Raw genomic sequence first — 16,874 nt, 5'->3', positions numbered from 1 at the left:
TAGTAGAACTTGTCGTACTGTCCTCTTATCTTGACCGTAGGGAGTTTCGCGCGATGGCAGATCAACCTCAACCTTCACTCGCTTTGCCTACCCGCCGTGAGTTTGTGAAAGCGTCATCCGCTTTGGCTTTGGGAGGGGCAGCTGTGGCAACCGGATTGAGTACAGTACGAGCGGGCCAAGCCTTAGGCGATAAAGAAATCAAAGTCGCATTGATTGGCTGTGGCGGACGCGGCACCGACGCGGCGGTGCAAGCCTTGTCGACGAATGGCAAAGTCACCTTGTGGGCGATGGCCGACGCTTTTGACAAACGAATTGAACAATCGCTCGATCGTATTTCCCGAACTTTGGAACAGCGTTGGGGTAGTGACGCGATTGATAAAGCAGCTGCTGCCGTAAAAGTTCCCGCCGAACGCCAATTCGCTGGTCTCGATGCTTATCAACAAGCCATCGACAGTGGCGTTGACGTTGTGATTCATGCCACGCCTCCGGGATTCCGCCCTCAACATGTGGAAGCCGCCATCAAGGCAGGCAAGCACGTGTTCACGGAGAAACCGGTGGCCGTCGATGCGCCGGGTATTCGCAAGATTCTAGCAGCCGGCAAAATGGCCGAAGAAAAAGGATTATGCGTTGGCGTGGGTTTGCAGCGCCGTCATGATCCCGCTTACATCGAAACCGTCAAACGATTGCAAGACGGCGCGATCGGCGACATCTTGCTCACGCGGGTTTACTGGAACAGCGGGCCGTTGTGGTTGCGCACCCGTGGCGACTTCTATAAGTCGTATGGCCACGAACCCACGGAGATGGAATACCAAGTCAACAATTGGTATTACTTCGATTGGCTATGCGGCGATCACATTGTCGAGCAGCACATTCACAACATCGACGTCAGCAACTGGGTTAAGCAAGCTCATCCGATCATGGCTCAGGGAGCTGGCGGGCGCGAGCGTCGGACATCGCCTGATTTCGGCCAAATTTTTGATCACCATGTCGTCGAGTTTACGTATCCCGATGGTTCGACCATGCTGAGCGAATGCCGCCACATGGATGGTTGCTGGAATCAAGTCGCCGAATTTGCCACGGGCTCGAAAGGCCGATCGAACATCAGCGCGGGCATGATTAAGTCTCCTGAAGGCGAATGGAAATACGACGGCGAACGCGCTGACCCCTATCAATTGGAGCACGATCATCTGTTTGCCGCGATTCGCGAAGGGAAACCTTATAATGAAGCGGAATACGGCGCTCACAGCACGATGACTGCCATTATGGGTCGCATGGCGACCTATTCCGGCAAGATGATGGAGTGGGACGAGGCGATCAATTCCGAGATTGACCTGTCGCCCAAGGAATACAACTTTGCCGCCGCGCCGCCGGTCGTGCCAGATGCCAAAGGGAACTACCCTGTCCCCGTGCCGGGCGTGACGAAGGTGGTTTGACGCGGCGATGATTGAATCGATTGACCATGTGAATATCGTCGTTCGCGATTTGGAACGGATGACTGTTTTTTATCGCGACGTGCTGGGCTTTACGGTTACCAAGCAAGTGACGATCTCAGGGGCGTGGATCGACGAGACGGTCGGATTGTCGGGCGTCGAAGCGGATGTTGTTTATCTTGATTTGCCATCGGGGCCACGGATTGAATTGATCGACTATCGGGCACCGGCTGCCATTGAGCCCGCCGTGCCAAATGCGCCGCATGTTTTTGGTCTGCGGCACATGGCATTTCGAGTTTCGGAGATTGACTCGCTAGTCACGCGATTGCAAGCGGCAGGACTTTCATTTCAAAGCGATGTGAAGTCGGTCCCCGATAGCCAAGTGAAATATGCCGGCGGAGCAAAGAAGCGACTCGTTTACTTTCGCGATCCGGAAGATAACCTGCTGGAACTCTGTGAGTACCGGTGAGCTCAGTTGACGACGTTCTTGGGCGTGCCTGCTTGAAACCCGGCCAGATTGTCGACGACCGTCTGCATCAAACGTTGCCGCGCGCTGTGAGTTGCCCAGGCGAGGTGGGGTGTGATGTAGCAGTTCGGTGCAGTAAGCAAGGGATGGTCAGTGGGGGGCGGCTCGACCGAGAGTACGTCGAGACCAGCACCGGCAAGCTGCCGCGAAGACAAAGCTTCGGCGAGCGCCACTTCGTTGATTAATTGCCCACGGCCTGTATTGATGATAAACGCCGTGCGTTTCATTTTGCTCAGTCGTTTGCGATTCACGAGCTCATGCGTTTCGGGTGTCAGCGGGCAATGCAATGAGATCACATCGGCGATGCGAAACAAGATGTCGATGTCGACCATGCTGACGTAACTTGGCCGCTGCACGGGGGAGCGGCTCGTGGCCAGCACTTTCATCCCGAAGGCATCGGCCAGCTTGGCCACTTCTCGGCCAATAGCTCCAAAGCCGACGATTCCCAACGTGAGTCCAGCCAACTCGATCTGCGGCGTGTTCCAGAAGCTAAAATCGGGGCACGACGACCACTGACCGGCACGCACGGCTGCCGCGTGATCCCCCACGCCTTGGGCCAAGTTGAGAATGTGCGCAAAGACCAATTGTGCCACCGAACGGGTCGCATAACCGGGGACATTGGTGACCACGATGCCCTGGGATTTTGCGGCCGCCAGATCGACGATATTGGTGCCCGTCGCGGTGACGCCGATGTATTTCAATTTTGGCAGTTGCTCGAGTGAGGCCGCTCTTAAGGCAATTTTATTGATAAGAACCGCGTCGGCATCCTGGGTGCGCTCAACAATCTTGTCTTCGGGAGTGCGATCGTAGATCGCACAATGCCCCAGTGCTTGCAGCCCTTCCCAGCTCAGGTCCTCTGCAGCTAAGGTATAGCCATCGAGCACGACAATTTGGAACGAGTTTTTCCCCATGTTTCGTTCCTCGATTTGTTTTTAGTGAGCAATGAATCGCAATAGCTGCTGCTTCGGCATCTTCGACCATGAAAAGCCATTGTGAAACCCCCAATTTTCAATTTGATTTTGGTTTTAACATTGACCAACCGTTATCTTTTGCCAATTGCCCTGTTGCCATCGGTGGCAGTTTGTCCAAGGAGTTCCTATGAAGCTTTTGAGATTTGGCGAACGCGGCCAAGAAAAACCAGGATTGCTCGATGCGGCGGGACAAATTCGCTCTTTGGAGGGTCAGATCGGCGACCTTAGCGGTGACGCGTTGTCGGAAGAGTCGCTGATAAAGCTGCGGAAACTCGACGTCAACACTTTACCAGTGGTCAACCAAGGCGTGCGGCTTGGGCCATGCGTTGCGGGAACAAGCAAAGTTATTGGAATCGGTTTGAACTACGCCGACCACGCCGCCGAAACCGGTGCTCAAATCCCCACCGAGCCGGTGATCTTCATGAAGGCCACGACGGCGATTTCTGGGCCGTACGACGACGTGGAGATTCCCCGGGGATCGACCAAGACCGATTGGGAAGTGGAACTCGGCGTGGTGATCGGTAAGCACGCGAAATATGTCACTGAAGAGACGGCGCTTGATTATGTCGCCGGATATTGCGTGGTGAATGACGTCTCAGAGCGGTCCTTCCAGAAAGACCGTTGCGGTACGTGGGACAAAGGCAAGGGATGCGATACTTTTGCTCCGCTGGGCCCGTGGCTTGTGACAAAAGATGAAATTCCCGATCCGCAACAACTGGATTTGTGGCTCGAAGTGGATGGCCACCGTTATCAGAACGGCTCGACGAGCACGATGATTTTCGACGTGAAAACTTTGGTCAGCTACATCAGCCAATTTATGTCGTTACGGCCAGGAGATGTCATCACGACCGGTACGCCTCCCGGCGTCGGCATGGGTCAAAAGCCGATGGTTTTCTTGCAGCCCGGTCAAACGATGCGGCTGGGCGTGCAAGGACTGGGCGAACAACAGCAGCATGCCGTGGCTGCCAAATAGCTCGTCTAATCGAACACGACTTGGATCTTGGTGAAATCGCTGGGACGTTCGCTCCACTGGCGAAGCAGCTCGCCCGCACGAGCGAGATCGACCGTGTGGGATATCACACGCTGAACAGGAAATTTACCGCTTTCCAAGAGTTGAATCACATCGCGAAAATCTTGGGCCGTGGCGTTGCGCGAACCAAGAATGTCGAGTTCCTTCATCACGAAGTATTTCGTTTCGTACTCGACCGGCGCTTTTGCGTAGCCGATGTAAACGACTCGGCCCGCGAAGCAGACTTCCGTGACTGCGGCTTGAAAAGTTTGAGGTAGGCCAATCGCTTCGATGATGACATGAGGTCCGTCACCATCGGTCAGCTGGGCGAGAGCTTCGTGCAGCGGTTCACGACCGGAATGAATGACTTCACTGGCCCCGCACAATCGGCCAAGTTCTAGTTTCGCATCGTCAATATCGACGGCGATCACTCTGGCACCGCGCGCCGCCGCGCCAGCGATTGCGCCTAAGCCGATGGCACCACAGCCGAGCACCGCTACAGTGTCGTTGCTGGTCACACGGCCCCGATCGACCGCGTGAAAGCCAATCGTGAGTGGTTCAACAAGCGCGAGTTCTGCCAAAGAAAGCTTTGAAGCAGCGAGAAGTTTTTCAGTGGGAACGGCGATATACTCGGCCATCGCACCGTCGCGTTGTACGCCCAAGGTTTGGTTGAATTGACAGCAATTCGCGCGGCCACAGCGGCACGACGTACACTTGCCGCAGGCCGTGTAGGGCATGACCAAGACTTGTTGGCCAAGCTGAAATTCTTTTAAGGCACCGCGAGCGGCATCCACGATCACACCGCTGACTTCGTGGCCGGGAATTCGCGGAAAACTCACCAGCGGATTGAGCCCTCGAAACGTATTGAGATCGCTGCCACAGAAACCGACGCAAGCCACCTTGAGCAGGACTTCCCCAGCCGCAGGCTGTGGTTGATCACGCTCGACAAGCGAAGTTTTACCCGGCTCGTTAATTACAAGTGCTTTCATAACGAAATCTCAAACCGTTTAGCTGAGCTTATAAACACTTTGTGCAGTCGCACCGAACAATCTTGCCTGCTCGCTTGGCGAAAGAGAAGCCGCAAGCTCACCGACGAGATTCAACCAGCGTTCGTATTCGCAAGCTACCAAACAAACCGGCCAGTCAGAACCAAACATCAGTCGATCTGGCCCAAACGCGGCGAGGACCGTTTCCCAATAGGGTTTCAATTGTTCCGGCGTCCACGATTTGAAATCCGCTTCCGTGACCATGCCCGAGACTTTGCAGAAGACATTGGGCCGCTTGGCGAGTTCGCGGATGTTGGCTGCCCAATCCTCGATCAGGTTCTCCTTGATGCGTGGTTTGGCAATGTGATCAAGGACGAAGATTTGATCGGGATGGCGATCCACAAATTGAATCGTATAGGGTAGTTGCCGCTCGAAAATCAGGATGTCGTACACTAAGTCGTACTTTTGAAGCGCCGAGATTCCCGCATTGAAATCTTTGCGGAGGATAAACTCATCGTCGGGCTCCGCTTGCACGACGTGGCGAACGGCTTTGACCTTAGAGTTCGTGCTAAACTCTTCCAGGTGTTTGTGAACATTCTCGTCGACAAGTGGCACCCAACCGACGACTCCTTTGACAAAATCGTTTGCGGAAGCCAAATCGAGGAGCCAGGACGTTTCTTCAAGCGATTGGCGGGCTTGAACGGAAACGACCCCATCAACGCCAGCAGCTTGAATTTCAGTCTGCAAATCGGCGGGCAAAAAGTCGCGACGAATCCGCTCGAGAGAATCGTCGATCCAACCAAACTCCACGGGGTTGTATTGCCAGAAATGATGATGGGCATCGATTTTCATGTCAGGCCGATTCCAAAATCATGTTCGCGTATTGAATCGTCTCTCCCGTGCGGATGAGGCCAATGGCGTGGGGGACGCGATGTTTGAAGTCAACATGCGGCTCGTGCGTCAATTCGATACCCTCAAACGCCGATGCGTATTGATCGATAACTTGCTTGGTGTTGTTGGCCAAAAACTCTTCAGCCATCCACGCTTTACCAATCACGAAGTTCTGCTGCACGGCCCGCAAGACTTCGAGTACCGTGGGAATGCCGTCGATCAAAGATATGTCGACGATCTCGATTGTTGGCCAAAACGGAAAGCCGCGGTCGGCGATCACCAACGTATTCGTGTGACGAATGCGACTCAAAAGCGAATTGATCTGTGGATTCAATATCCCAGACTTAAGCATGAAGAATCTCCCACAATTTATCCAACGTACGGGTAGTCGGCGGCAATGAGCCCCGCTTGCTTGGCATCATACCAAAATTCAGCGGGGATCGAGGCTTGCACGGCTGACACATTATCGGCGATCCGCGCGGGATCGCTCGTGTTGAGCGACACGGCCAACACCCCCGGCACGGTCAGGCCAAACTGAACACAAACGGTGGCCGATTTTACCATGTGTTTCTGACAGAGGTTCAAGAAACTTTCACGCCAAACAAACAAGTTGGGATTCTCGTTGGGTGTCACAACGCGGTAATCGAAAAACTTGCCTCCCACGAGAAACCCCGCGTGGAACACGGCGGAATTGATGATCGCGATATTCTGGCGATTCAGTTTGGCGACAAACTCGAGCAGTTCAGGGGGATGACGATAAATCGTCAAACTGTTGGCCAGCATCACCCAATCAAGTTCTGTTTCGCGTTCAATTTCTTGAATCACCCGCCAGTCTTTAGAACCGATGCCGATCGCTTGTGCCTTGCCAGCAGCCTTAAGTTCTTGGAGTGCCCGATACGCTCCCAGAATATCAGCAAATCGTTGTTCGCGCTCAGCTGGCGATTTCGCGCTCGCCAAGTATTCGTCCGGATCGTGAACGGAGAGCAACTGTGGCGAGTAACCAGGGCCAAGCAATTCGCAACCTTGCTGCCAACATTCAAGAATCCCTTCATAGCTAATACACTGTACGGCATCATGCTTGAGATCCACCCACGCCCCTGGCTCGAAAGTCGGCTCTGGCGTGGTCAGCGGAACGCGCTTCCAACCGAGTTTGTTGGAGATGATGATCCGCTTGGGATCGATCTCCAACTCGCGCAGATTGCGGCCGATCATTTCCAGTGCGAGTCCCGCCCCGTATTTGCCGGCAGTATCGATCACCACGGGTGGCTCTTGATGGGCAAACCACTCGCGCGAGATGGCAAGTTTGGTCTCATCGGGCAAAGCCTCGTACAAGTTGCCCAAGCAGCTCGTGCCGAAAACGATGCGTGGAATTTGTAAGCCCGTGTTGCCTACTGCCGAGAATTTCATGGCGATTGCCGGCTTACATGCCTACTCGCAAAGCATCGAGATGACGAGCAAAGTGCTCTTCCAGAACCTCGGAATACGTGTCTTGATGGTCGGCCAAGCATTGCCGCACCAATTTGCCGAAGCGTTCATCGGTGAGCACCGAACCGAACGTGCAATGCAAAATCTGCCGTCCCGCTTCGGTGAATCCCTTGCCGTTGGGAACGTCTTCCCAGCGTTCCAGATATTTCTTGACGAGATCCGTGTCGCTTAAGCTACTCGGCGCAGGCACGGTTTCCAACGTGGCGTGCACGTGATAAGTCGCCCGATCGGTGTTGTAGCGCGAACAACTGAACTCACAAAGCTCGCGGAAAAGCTCGGGCTCGTGAATCGCCACAACGCGTAGTGCTTCTAAATAAGATGTGCCGGCCGTTTTGACGTGAAACTGCCCTTGGGTGGCTCGCGACAAAGCCGCGTACATCGAAACTTTGTCTGAACCAGAATGCAAACTGATTTTGTAAGGCCCGAGTTGGCGAGCAATCGCGGCGTGGTCGTTCAGCGATTTGTCGAGAGCGGCCAAGTCGCCGATGTAGTCGACCCCTTTTTCAAAGTGGCCGATAAACCGTGGAGCAAGCGACACGAGCTTCATGTCGTTGGCCAAACATTGCTCGGCGATAATAAAGTGCTCGGCGAGCGTCGTTGGCTGTTCGGTTTCGTCGACGGACAGCTCGATTTCAAACGGCCGATTGGCTTCTTCCTGTACCTGGCGAATGTAGATCGCCAGTTCAATCGCTTCGCGGATGGCACGGCCATATTTTACCGCGGCACGCAGCACAGCCAGTTCATCGAAATTGATCGTCGAGCCGCTGGCGAGCTTGACTTCGTTACCCTTGTAGCCGGGAACCCAACCGGCGTATTCCTTGATATCTTGAAATTTGGCGCGCACGGTCGCTTCATCATAGTCGTCGGCCATTTGGTCGACGTGCCCCGAGGGATCGATCGTGAAAAAAGTAAACCCCGCCGCCGCGGTGCGGTCGACATCTTCGCGCGTTTTGAGGTGATCGGCGTCGGCGCCGTGAGCATCGATCCAACCGCCAGCAGTGAGTGCCTGCAGTGCGTCGTTCATTACGCCTTCAGGGCTGCGGCTGGTGCGGGCCATTTCGCGAATCGACTGCTGCGCAAAGATCGGAGCGATGCCGCCGCCCGCTTTTCGCAGCGCGGCTAAGTGTCCTGGTGTCGCCAAACCGATGCGATCGCCGAAGCCAAACGAAGGTGTCATGCCGAGCGTTGTCGGCTGAGGAGCTGTTATTGCCATTACATTCGCGGCGGCAGGTCCGCCCTAAGATTGAAAAGAACTATTGCACGCAATCACATTGACCGAGAATGCAATTGCTCGCCAAGATGAATTTCTTAGGATACCTTGGAGACAGAGTCTTGGAAATTGGCGATTGTTTACTCTGCTAAATTTCTCCCCTTACCGTTCGCTATTCTCGGTATCGAAAGCTCGTTGAAGGAACTCTTCTTTGCAAACTCACCACGCATTTTTGCACACCTTGTTCTTTCAAGCCGTGGTAGTGCTGTCTTTAATGACACCAGCACTCAGTTCTCCGTGGTTGCTTCAATATCATGAGCCCGCCACCCAGTGGGTTGAAGCGCTGCCGGTTGGCAACGGTCGCATGGGCGTGATGGATTTTGGCGGCGTTACGCAGGCGAAATACCAATTTAACGAAGACACACTCTGGAGCGGCGGACCGCATAGCTACGCTCACCCAGGAGCCTATCGCTTTTTGCCCGAGATACGGGAATTGCTCTTCACAGGTAAGCAACAGGAAGCCGAGGAATTGGCCGGGCGTGAGTTTATGTCCCAACCTTTGGGGCAGATGGCGTATCAGCCGTTTGGGAACGTCGAGTTGGTGTTTACTAAACACGAAAACTACAGCAACTACAAACGAAAACTTGATCTCGATACCGCCACGATCACAACGACGTATGAAGTCGACGGCGTGAAATATACTCGCCAGACGTTCGCCAGCTATCCCGACCGCGTGGTTGTCATCAAGTTGTCTTGCGATCAGCGAGGAAAGCTCTCATTCACGGCGAAATTGACGAGCCCGCAAACCGAGATTGAATTGACTGCCGCCAACGAGCAAACACAACTCATGACGGGGCGAGTTCGCGCTAGCGACAATCAGCGCGCGGGAAATCCTCAAGGCCAAATGAAATTCGCGGCCCATCTGGCCTGTGTTGAAACCGATCGCCAAGTGCAACAAAGTGCCGACGCGATTAACGTCGAGAATGCCACGCAGGCAACATTGCTGCTCACGGCCGCGACCAACCATGTGAACTTTCGAGATATTTCCGCCGATCCGGTTGCTCGCAGTCGAGACGATCTGGGCAAGGCTACTGAGAAAACGGTTAAGCAGCTTGAAGACGATCATGTTAAAGATCACCAAGAACTGTTTCACCGGGTGACGCTTACTCTTGGTGATGACGTTACGAATGATCTGCCAACCGACGAGCGTGTACTGGCCGCGAAATCGGTGAGCGATCCCCAACTGGCGGCGTTGCTGTTTCACTATGGCCGTTATTTATTGATCGCAGCCAGCCGCCCTGGGGATCAGCCGGCCAATTTGCAAGGGGTTTGGAACGACCAATTGGCACCGCCGTGGGATAGCAAATACACAAGCAACATCAATGCGGAGATGAACTACTGGCCGGCGGAAGCTTGTGGCTTGGGCGAATGCTGTGAACCACTCTTCGCCGCGATGAAGGAGCTCGCCGCATCAGGAGCGGAAACAGCTCGCGTACACTACAAAGCACGGGGTTGGGTGTTGCACCACAATTTTGATTTGTGGCGCGGCACGGCTCCGATCAATGCGTCGAATCACGGCATTTGGCCCACCGGGGGAGCTTGGTTGTGCCAACATCTGTGGTGGCACTATCAGCACACGGGCGATGAAGTCTTCCTGCGCGAGACGGCGTACCCGTTGATGAAGGGGGCGGCCGAGTTTTTCGTCGATACGCTCATTGTCGATCCGCGCACTCCTCGGAAATGGCTGATCAGTGGCCCCAGCAATTCGCCCGAGCAAGGGGGGCTGGTGCTGGGGCCCACGATGGATCACCAAATCATTCGCGATCTGTTTGCCAATACGAGTGCCGCGGCGAAGACGCTAGGCGTTGACGCGGAGTTTGCAGCAGAACTGGACGAAACGTCCAAGCGAATCGCTCCCAACAAAATCGGCCAACATGGGCAATTGCAAGAATGGCTGGAAGATGTCGACGATCCCCAGAACCGCCATCGGCATGTGTCCCATTTGTGGGGGCTCTTTCCGGGCGATGAAATCACACCCGAAACTCCCGAGTTGTTTGAGGCCGCGAAAAAATCCTTGGAAATGCGAGGCGACGGTGGCACTGGTTGGTCACTCGCTTGGAAGATCAATCTCTGGGCGCGCTTGCGCGCTGGCGATCATGCCTATAAAATTCTGGACAATCTGCTGACTCTCACGGGCTCCCCCAAAGCCAAGCACAATGGCGGTGGTGTGTATCCGAATTTGTTCGATGCCCATCCGCCATTTCAAATCGATGGCAATTTCGGTGCGACCAACGGAATTTGCGAGATGCTCGTGCAATCGCATCTCAAAAACGAAGAGGGCTCTACGATCATCGATCTCCTGCCGGCACTGCCGAGCGCTTGGCCCCAAGGAAAAGTGACGGGGCTTCACACGCGCGGTGGCTTTGTGGTCGATTTGGATTGGTCGGATGGCAAACTCAACGGATGCAAACTGCATTCAACACTCGGTAAGAGAGTGATTGTTCGCTATGATGGCCAGAAAGTGAAACTAGAATTACCCGCCGATAAAGAAATATCTCTCGATGCTGATCTTGAAAAAATTAACGCAGACTGAGCCTTTGCGCATTGCTCTCTTGATCCTGTTCACAGCTTTGTTTTGTGCGCAGGCCCAGGCAGTTCCTGCCGATCACCTTGCGCTCAAATATGACAAGCCCGCCACCGACTGGGAAAAAGAGGCTTTGCCGTTGGGCAATGGGCGTCTGGGTGTGATGGTCTTTGGCGGCGTCGATGAGGAAACCATTACGCTCAATGAAAGCACGCTCTGGTCGGGGGCACCGTACGACTGGAATAGCGCTGCCGGCAAGGAATATCTGCCGAAGATTCGCGAGCTTGTTCTGGCCGAAAAATTTCACGAAGCGGGCGAGCTCACTAAGAAACTTCAAGGGGCCTATTCGCAATCGTATTTGCCGCTGGGGAATTTGCGCATCAAGTTTCTGAATCTAGGCGATCCGAGCAACTATCAACGCAGCCTCGACATTACCGACGCGGTGGCTGAAGTCGAGTACCAGTCGAACGGACATAAGCATTCTCGCAAAATGTTCGTGAGCTATCCCGATCAAGTGTTCGTCATGGAATTGCAAACCGATGACCCCCAGGGGATGAGCTTTGAGCTGACGATGGATAGCTTGCTGGAGCACAAGCTATCTCGCGCGGAGAACGGCGATTTTCTGATGAGTGGCCACGCGCCCATTCATGTGGCTCCGTCTTATCAACACGTCGAGAACCCCATCATCCAGCGTGATGACAAGCGCGGCACGGGGATGCGATTTTCTACGAGAATTCGCGTAAGGCACGATGGCGGTGTGGTCAGCGTCGACGATAATAAGATCGTCGCCAAGGATTGCCGTAGTGTCACGTTGTTACTGGCTTGCGATACCAGCTTCAACGGCTTTGATAAGCTGCCCGATGGTCAGGGAATCGACGAAACGATCCAGCCTCTGCGTGATTTAGACATTGCCAGCGAATTCGACAACGATGCGCTGCTTAAACGTCACAAGGCCTACTACGGAAACTTGTTCAACCGCGTGGCCATTGATTTCGGAGGCCACGAACGCCGGGACATGTTGATGCCCGAGCGTTTGCAGACTGCCGCTGAAGGGGCGGACGATCCTGATTTGGCGGCGCTCCTGTTTCAATACGGGCGCTATTTGTTGATTGCGTCTTCTCGCCCAGGGGAACAGCCGGCCAACTTGCAAGGCCTCTGGAACGACAAGATGCGCCCACCGTGGAGTTCCAATTACACGGTGAATATCAACACCGAGATGAATTACTGGCTCGCCGAACCGGCTAATCTTTCCGAACTGCACGAGCCACTGCTCACCATGATCGAAGAACTCGCGGTCACGGGCCAGCGTACCGCGGAAGTCACTTATGGCATGGATGGCTGGTGCGCCCATCACAATGTCGATCTGTGGCGGCTGTCTTGCCCTGTGGGGAATTTTGGCGAAGGAGATCCCGTGTGGGCGAACTGGCAGATGGGGGGGGCGTGGCTCTGCCAACATCTGTGGGAGCATTACCAATTCACGGGCGATCGGCAGTTCTTGCGAGAAAAGGCTTACCCCGTCATGAAAGGAGCGGCGGAGTTCTTGCTTGATTATTTAGTAGAGGATCAAGACGGTCACTTGGTCACGATCCCGTCGACCTCGCCGGAAAACAAGTTTGTCTGGCAGGGTCAGCATGAATCGGTTTCGATGGCGTCAACGTCCGACATGGAAATCACTTGGGACCTGTTCAGCAACCTAATCGAAGCCAGCGAGCTGTTGGACATCGACCAAGAATTCCGCGAACAGTTGATCGCCAAACGCGAACAGCTCTTTCCGCTTAAGATTTCCAAGCGAGGAACGTTGCAGGAATGGTATCAAGATTTCGAAGAGGCCGATCCGCACCATCGGCACATCTCGCATTTGTTTGCTCTCCATCCTGGGAGGCAAATTTCGCCGACAACGACTCCCGAGCTGGCCGACGCTGCGCGTAAAACCTTGGAAACCCGCGGCGATGACGGCACAGGTTGGTCGCTCGCATGGAAGATTAATTTTTGGGCCCGATTGCAGGATGGCGACCACGCCCATCGCTTGCTGACCCGCCTGCTCCGTCCCACGGGCATCAAAGACACAAAGTACGACGGTGGCGGCGGGGTCTACTTAAATCTGCTCGATGCTCATCCACCGTTTCAAATCGACGGCAATTTCGGCGCGACCAGCGGCATTTGCGAAATGCTGGTTCAATCGCACCTAAAAACCGTGGACGGCGCGGTACTGGTGGAGTTATTGCCAGCGCTGCCAATTGCTTGGCCCAACGGAAGAGTCACCGGCCTGCGAATTCGCGGCGGCGCGGAGATCGATCTCGAATGGGCGGATGGGAAACTCACGGCATGCGTGCTGAAGTCGCCGCAGACGCCCGTCGAAGTGAAGTACAGTGGCAAGAGCATCAAAGTCAACGCGACCGACGGAATCATCCAACTGGACGGCGAGCTGACCCGTGTTTCACCCAAATAACGGCCCGCCAGCGGCCAATTCTCGCAACCCGGCAAGACTTGCCGCACGGCATAAAATTCGTTATTCTGATGAGCTTAAACACAATCGCCAGTGTAGCTTCAATTGGCAGAGCACCGCATTCGTAATGCGGGGGTTGTGGGTTCGACTCCCACCACTGGCTCATTTGATCGCTTGGGCTTCGTCGCCTGGGTGATCCTTAGAGCAGATAAGTTTGGCAACGACCTTAATAGGAGTGGGTGGCAGATGTCGCAAGTTCTCGAAGTCGATTTGAAGCAAATTGTGCTTTCCAACAGCACCTTCGGTCCGAACGAGATTAAGCAGATCGTTCGTGCGATTTCGTCCGACTACAGCAACTTTCGTTTGCTGCGGGACGCCGTCAACGAGATGGAGCAGCAGGAATCGCGTACTCCCGCGGCTTCGGTGCGCCTGGGTGTTTGCCAGTATCTGCTGGGCCGTTATTCGGCCGCCGTGCAGACGCTGCGCAATGCCGACGGCGGAGCATTGACCCACTTTTTTCTGGGCAAGGCGTTGTTGGCTCTCGATAAATATGAGGAAGCTTTGACGGCTTACGAATCCTCAGAGCGAGCGGGCTACAATAAAGATGAAGTCGCCCTCGCCAAGTCCGAAGCCCTCCGTTATGCCGGCAAGGCTCAGGAATCGCTCACGATTCTCGACAATCTTTCGGGCGCCGTCGAGCAAACCGCTGAATATCTGTATCAGCGTTCCGCCACGGTTTCGGCCTTGGGTGGCAATCCCAATGAAGTCGTCGCGCTGTTGGAGCGGGCCGTCGAAGCCGACAACACCCATTCGGGCGCGCTCTTTGGCTTGGCCATGGAAAACGATCGCCACGGGAACGACGACTACGCTCGCTCGCTCTACGAACGTGCCGCTTCGCAATTTCCGACCCATGTCGGCACGCTCATTAACCTGGGCTTGCTCTACGAAGATATCGAGCACTTCGAGCGTTCCAAGCAATGCTACCAGCGGATTCTCGATGTTTATCCCGACCATGTGCGGGCTCGGTTGTACTTCAAAGATGCCGATGCCTCGCGCGACATGTACTACGACGAAGAAGCCCGTCGTCGCCAAGATCGCATGTCACAGATTTTGAGCGTTCCTGTGAGCGACTTCGAGTTGTCGGTTCGCAGCCGCAACTGCTTGCAAAAGATGGGCATCATGACCCTCGGCGATCTGACCGAGACGACCGAGCAAGAATTGCTCGCGAGCAAGAATTTCGGCGAAACTTCGCTTGTGGAAATTCGGGAAATGCTAGTCTCCAAAGGCCTGGAATTGGGCCAATTTGCCACGAAATGGCGTGAGGAAGAGCCTCAGTATCAGGCCGTCGAGCTGAGCGACGACGAACGAGCCCTCATGGATCGGCCGATTTCCGATCTCAACCTTTCGGTGCGAGCCCGCAAGTGCATGGTTCGCTTGGGACTGTCGACCATCGGCGAACTGCTTCGCCGGACGGGCGATGATTTGCTCGAGTGCAAGAACTTCGGCGTGACAAGTCTCAACGAAGTTCGCGAAAAGCTCACCCAAGCCAATCTCAAGTTGCGTGGTGACTGAAAAACAATCGGCTGTCAGCAATCGGCTCTCAGCCACAAGTGATGAGAGCCGTGGCTGATGGCGAGTTCCGCTTTTCGTTTCGAATTGTTGCACGTTGATCGGCACACCGGAGCTAGGCGTGCGCGCTTGCATACACCGCGGGCGATCGTGGAACTTCCCACTTTTATGCCCGTAGGCACCGTCGGCACGGTCAAAGGTTTGGATGTCGGTCGCCTGCGCGAAACCGGCGCGCAAATCATTCTCGGCAACACCTATCACCTTGCGCTGCGCCCAGGCGACGACGTGGTGGCGGCCCACGGTGGACTGCACAAGTTCATGGGTTGGTCGGGCCCCATTCTCACCGACAGCGGAGGTTTCCAGGTTTTCAGTCTCGCGGCCATGTCTAAGGTCACCGAGCAGGGTGTATCGTTCCGTTCTCATATCGATGGCTCGCGGATGGAATTGACCCCCGAGCGATCCATTGAAATTCAAGAGAATTTGGGCAGCGATTTTGTGATGCAGTTCGATCACGTGATTGCGCTCCCCAATCAAACCGACGTGATCGCCGACGCTATGCGCCGGAGCGTTCGCTGGGCGGAGCGCTGTCTCAAGGCATCGCGACGTGACGACCAAATGTTGCTGGGCATCGTGCAGGGGGGGCTTGATGCCCAGTTGCGCCGTGAAAGTGCCGAAGCCCTCGTGGGCTTGGATTTCCCCGGATTTGCCGTCGGCGGTCTGAGCGTCGGCGAAGAGCCGTGGCAAATGTATGAAACTTTGGAATTCACCACGCCATATTTGCCCGCGAAAAAGCCCCGTTACTTAATGGGCGTGGGGCGACCGGAAGACTTGGTCGAGTGCATGGCCCGTGGAGTGGATATGTTCGACTGCGTGATGCCGACTCGCAATGGCCGAAATGCGCTGGCTTTCACGGATCGCGGGCCCGTGCGGTTACGCAATGCCTCTCACGAACTGGACCAAAGCCCGCTGGAGCCGGGCTGTCCTTGCCCCGCTTGCCAACATAGCCGTGGTTATCTTCGGCATCTGTTTCAAGCCAAGGAAATGCTGGGGCCGATTCTCACCTCGATTCACAATCTGACCTACTACCAAAGGCTGATGACCGAGGCTCGGGCTGCCATTGAAGCGGACGCCTTTAGGGACTTTCGGGAAGCCAAAATGGCCGGTTGGCGTGCCCCCTAGGGAGGCGTCTGTCGCCCTTGTCCGTTGCGGCGCTTCGATTTATGATGATCGATTCTTCGGTTTGCCCACTATTCGTCCCTAGGGGCACGGGTGGTCTCTGCTGGCGGAGTGATGGCGTGGTGAGGCGGCAGTTCTTGTCGTAAGTCCCGCCCACGATGTCGTTTGGGTAGCCGAAATCAACTTAAAAAGTATTTGATAAGTGGCATGATCTTTCCCAACTCGATTGAATTGGCATTCGCGATGCCGAACCACCTGCTGTTTGCCCAAGCCGAGGAAGCTTCTCCCCCGGGGATAACGAGCATGCTGCCTGGTTTGATTGCGATCATGGTGTTCTTTTATTTCCTGATTTTGCGACCGCAAAAAAATAAAGAAAATGCCTTGCGCGAGTTGGTGGCCAATCTCAAGGAAAAAGATCGTGTCGTGACGATCGGCGGCATTCATGGCGTCGTCACCAATGTTCAACGCGATCGCGACGAAATCACGGTCCGTGTCGACGAAACCACCGGCACAAAAATTCGCGTCAGCGCGTCGGCCATCGCCCGCGTCATTAACGAAGAAACCAAATCAGAAAGCTAACACGATTGCAGA

The 16,874-nt window shown here is 54.9% G+C and carries 14 protein-coding genes and 1 tRNA gene; 9 read left to right on the top strand and 6 right to left on the bottom strand.

Translation table 11 applies throughout. The features are described 5' to 3' along the window. The first annotated feature begins 53 nt into the window (after window positions 1-53). Together SH678x_RS07340 and SH678x_RS07335 are read left to right on the top strand one after the other, a co-directional pair. Window positions 54-1,433: a Gfo/Idh/MocA family protein gene (locus tag SH678x_RS07340; protein ID WP_496922240.1), complete on the top strand. Its 1,380-nt coding sequence runs from the start codon at window positions 54-56 to the stop codon at window positions 1,431-1,433. 7 nt (window positions 1,434-1,440) lie between these two features. After that, entirely contained in the window at window positions 1,441-1,899 is a 459-nt protein-coding gene (locus SH678x_RS07335) for a VOC family protein (RefSeq protein ID WP_496922239.1), read from the top strand. A gap of 2 nt (window positions 1,900-1,901) precedes the next feature. Here the strand turns inward: SH678x_RS07335 and SH678x_RS07330 are convergent, their stop codons facing one another. Continuing rightward, window positions 1,902-2,867 (bottom strand): D-2-hydroxyacid dehydrogenase, encoded by a 966-nt coding sequence (locus SH678x_RS07330; protein WP_496922238.1) that lies wholly within the window; start codon window positions 2,865-2,867, stop codon window positions 1,902-1,904. Between the two features lie 187 nt (window positions 2,868-3,054). Between SH678x_RS07330 and SH678x_RS07325 the strand changes: the two genes are divergently transcribed. Then, the gene (locus SH678x_RS07325; protein WP_496922237.1) at window positions 3,055-3,900 is read left to right on the top strand and encodes a fumarylacetoacetate hydrolase family protein; all 846 of its coding nucleotides are present in this window, start codon (window positions 3,055-3,057) and stop codon (window positions 3,898-3,900) included. Between the two features lie 5 nt (window positions 3,901-3,905). Here SH678x_RS07325 and SH678x_RS07320 read toward each other — a convergent pair whose 3' ends face one another. Genes SH678x_RS07320 through SH678x_RS07300 form a run of 5 tightly spaced genes read right to left on the bottom strand, consistent with a single transcriptional unit; the run spans window position 3,906 to window position 8,511 of the window. Further along, window positions 3,906-4,925, bottom strand: coding sequence for a zinc-binding alcohol dehydrogenase family protein (locus tag SH678x_RS07320; protein ID WP_496922236.1), 1,020 nt, complete (start codon window positions 4,923-4,925; stop codon window positions 3,906-3,908). A gap of 18 nt (window positions 4,926-4,943) precedes the next feature. Next, window positions 4,944-5,774, bottom strand: coding sequence for an amidohydrolase family protein (locus tag SH678x_RS07315; RefSeq protein WP_496922235.1), 831 nt, complete (start codon window positions 5,772-5,774; stop codon window positions 4,944-4,946). A gap of 1 nt (window position 5,775) precedes the next feature. Continuing rightward, window positions 5,776-6,165, bottom strand: a complete 390-nt coding sequence (gene rbsD / locus SH678x_RS07310; RefSeq protein ID WP_496922234.1) for a D-ribose pyranase — start codon at window positions 6,163-6,165, stop codon at window positions 5,776-5,778. A gap of 17 nt (window positions 6,166-6,182) precedes the next feature. Continuing rightward, window positions 6,183-7,220 carry an aldo/keto reductase gene (locus SH678x_RS07305; RefSeq protein ID WP_496922233.1) on the bottom strand — a complete coding sequence of 346 codons (1,038 nt, stop codon included), beginning with the start codon at window positions 7,218-7,220 and terminating at the stop codon, window positions 6,183-6,185. A 13-nt stretch (window positions 7,221-7,233) separates the two neighbouring features. Next, a complete protein-coding gene (locus SH678x_RS07300; RefSeq protein WP_496922232.1) occupies window positions 7,234-8,511 on the bottom strand; it encodes a tagaturonate epimerase family protein in 1,278 nt (425 codons plus the stop codon). Between the two features lie 208 nt (window positions 8,512-8,719). Between SH678x_RS07300 and SH678x_RS07295 the strand changes: the two genes are divergently transcribed. The 6 genes from SH678x_RS07295 (at window position 8,720) to yajC (ending at window position 16,862) form a co-directional block, all read left to right on the top strand. Further along, window positions 8,720-11,101: a glycoside hydrolase family 95 protein gene (locus SH678x_RS07295; protein ID WP_496922231.1), complete on the top strand. Its 2,382-nt coding sequence runs from the start codon at window positions 8,720-8,722 to the stop codon at window positions 11,099-11,101. Then, window positions 11,070-13,541, top strand: a complete 2,472-nt coding sequence (locus SH678x_RS07290; protein ID WP_496922230.1) for a glycoside hydrolase family 95 protein — start codon at window positions 11,070-11,072, stop codon at window positions 13,539-13,541. Before SH678x_RS07295 ends, SH678x_RS07290 begins: the two co-directional genes overlap by 32 nt. An 86-nt stretch (window positions 13,542-13,627) precedes the next feature. Beyond that, a tRNA-Thr gene (locus tag SH678x_RS07285) sits at window positions 13,628-13,701 on the top strand. Window positions 13,702-13,784: 83 nt separating this feature from the next. Then, the gene (locus tag SH678x_RS07280; protein ID WP_496922229.1) at window positions 13,785-15,110 is read left to right on the top strand and encodes a tetratricopeptide repeat protein; all 1,326 of its coding nucleotides are present in this window, start codon (window positions 13,785-13,787) and stop codon (window positions 15,108-15,110) included. A 57-nt stretch (window positions 15,111-15,167) separates the two neighbouring features. Further along, window positions 15,168-16,286 (top strand): tRNA guanosine(34) transglycosylase Tgt, encoded by a 1,119-nt coding sequence (gene tgt, locus SH678x_RS07275; RefSeq protein ID WP_496922228.1) that lies wholly within the window; start codon window positions 15,168-15,170, stop codon window positions 16,284-16,286. Window positions 16,287-16,490: 204 nt separating this feature from the next. Further along, window positions 16,491-16,862 (top strand): preprotein translocase subunit YajC, encoded by a 372-nt coding sequence (gene yajC / locus SH678x_RS07270; RefSeq protein ID WP_496922227.1) that lies wholly within the window; start codon window positions 16,491-16,493, stop codon window positions 16,860-16,862. Window positions 16,863-16,874: the final 12 nt, after the last annotated feature.

The organism is Bythopirellula superficialaquae (genome assembly GCF_059632245.1).
This window is presented reverse-complemented; position numbering and strand designations above follow the sequence as displayed.

Coding starts and splice junctions, on each gene's coding strand:
- SH678x_RS07325 (WP_496922237.1), top strand. CDS start 3,055: ATGAAGCTTTTGAGATTTGGCGAACGCGGCCAAGAAAAACCAGGATTG.
- SH678x_RS07315 (WP_496922235.1), bottom strand. CDS start 5,774: ATGAAAATCGATGCCCATCATCATTTCTGGCAATACAACCCCGTGGAG.
- SH678x_RS07280 (WP_496922229.1), top strand. CDS start 13,785: ATGTCGCAAGTTCTCGAAGTCGATTTGAAGCAAATTGTGCTTTCCAAC.
- SH678x_RS07340 (WP_496922240.1), top strand. CDS start 54: ATGGCAGATCAACCTCAACCTTCACTCGCTTTGCCTACCCGCCGTGAG.
- yajC (WP_496922227.1), top strand. CDS start 16,491: ATGATCTTTCCCAACTCGATTGAATTGGCATTCGCGATGCCGAACCAC.
- SH678x_RS07330 (WP_496922238.1), bottom strand. CDS start 2,867: ATGGGGAAAAACTCGTTCCAAATTGTCGTGCTCGATGGCTATACCTTA.
- SH678x_RS07305 (WP_496922233.1), bottom strand. CDS start 7,220: ATGAAATTCTCGGCAGTAGGCAACACGGGCTTACAAATTCCACGCATC.
- SH678x_RS07300 (WP_496922232.1), bottom strand. CDS start 8,511: ATGGCAATAACAGCTCCTCAGCCGACAACGCTCGGCATGACACCTTCG.
- SH678x_RS07290 (WP_496922230.1), top strand. CDS start 11,070: ATGCTGATCTTGAAAAAATTAACGCAGACTGAGCCTTTGCGCATTGCT.
- SH678x_RS07320 (WP_496922236.1), bottom strand. CDS start 4,925: ATGAAAGCACTTGTAATTAACGAGCCGGGTAAAACTTCGCTTGTCGAG.
- tgt (WP_496922228.1), top strand. CDS start 15,168: ATGGCGAGTTCCGCTTTTCGTTTCGAATTGTTGCACGTTGATCGGCAC.
- SH678x_RS07335 (WP_496922239.1), top strand. CDS start 1,441: ATGATTGAATCGATTGACCATGTGAATATCGTCGTTCGCGATTTGGAA.
- rbsD (WP_496922234.1), bottom strand. CDS start 6,165: ATGCTTAAGTCTGGGATATTGAATCCACAGATCAATTCGCTTTTGAGT.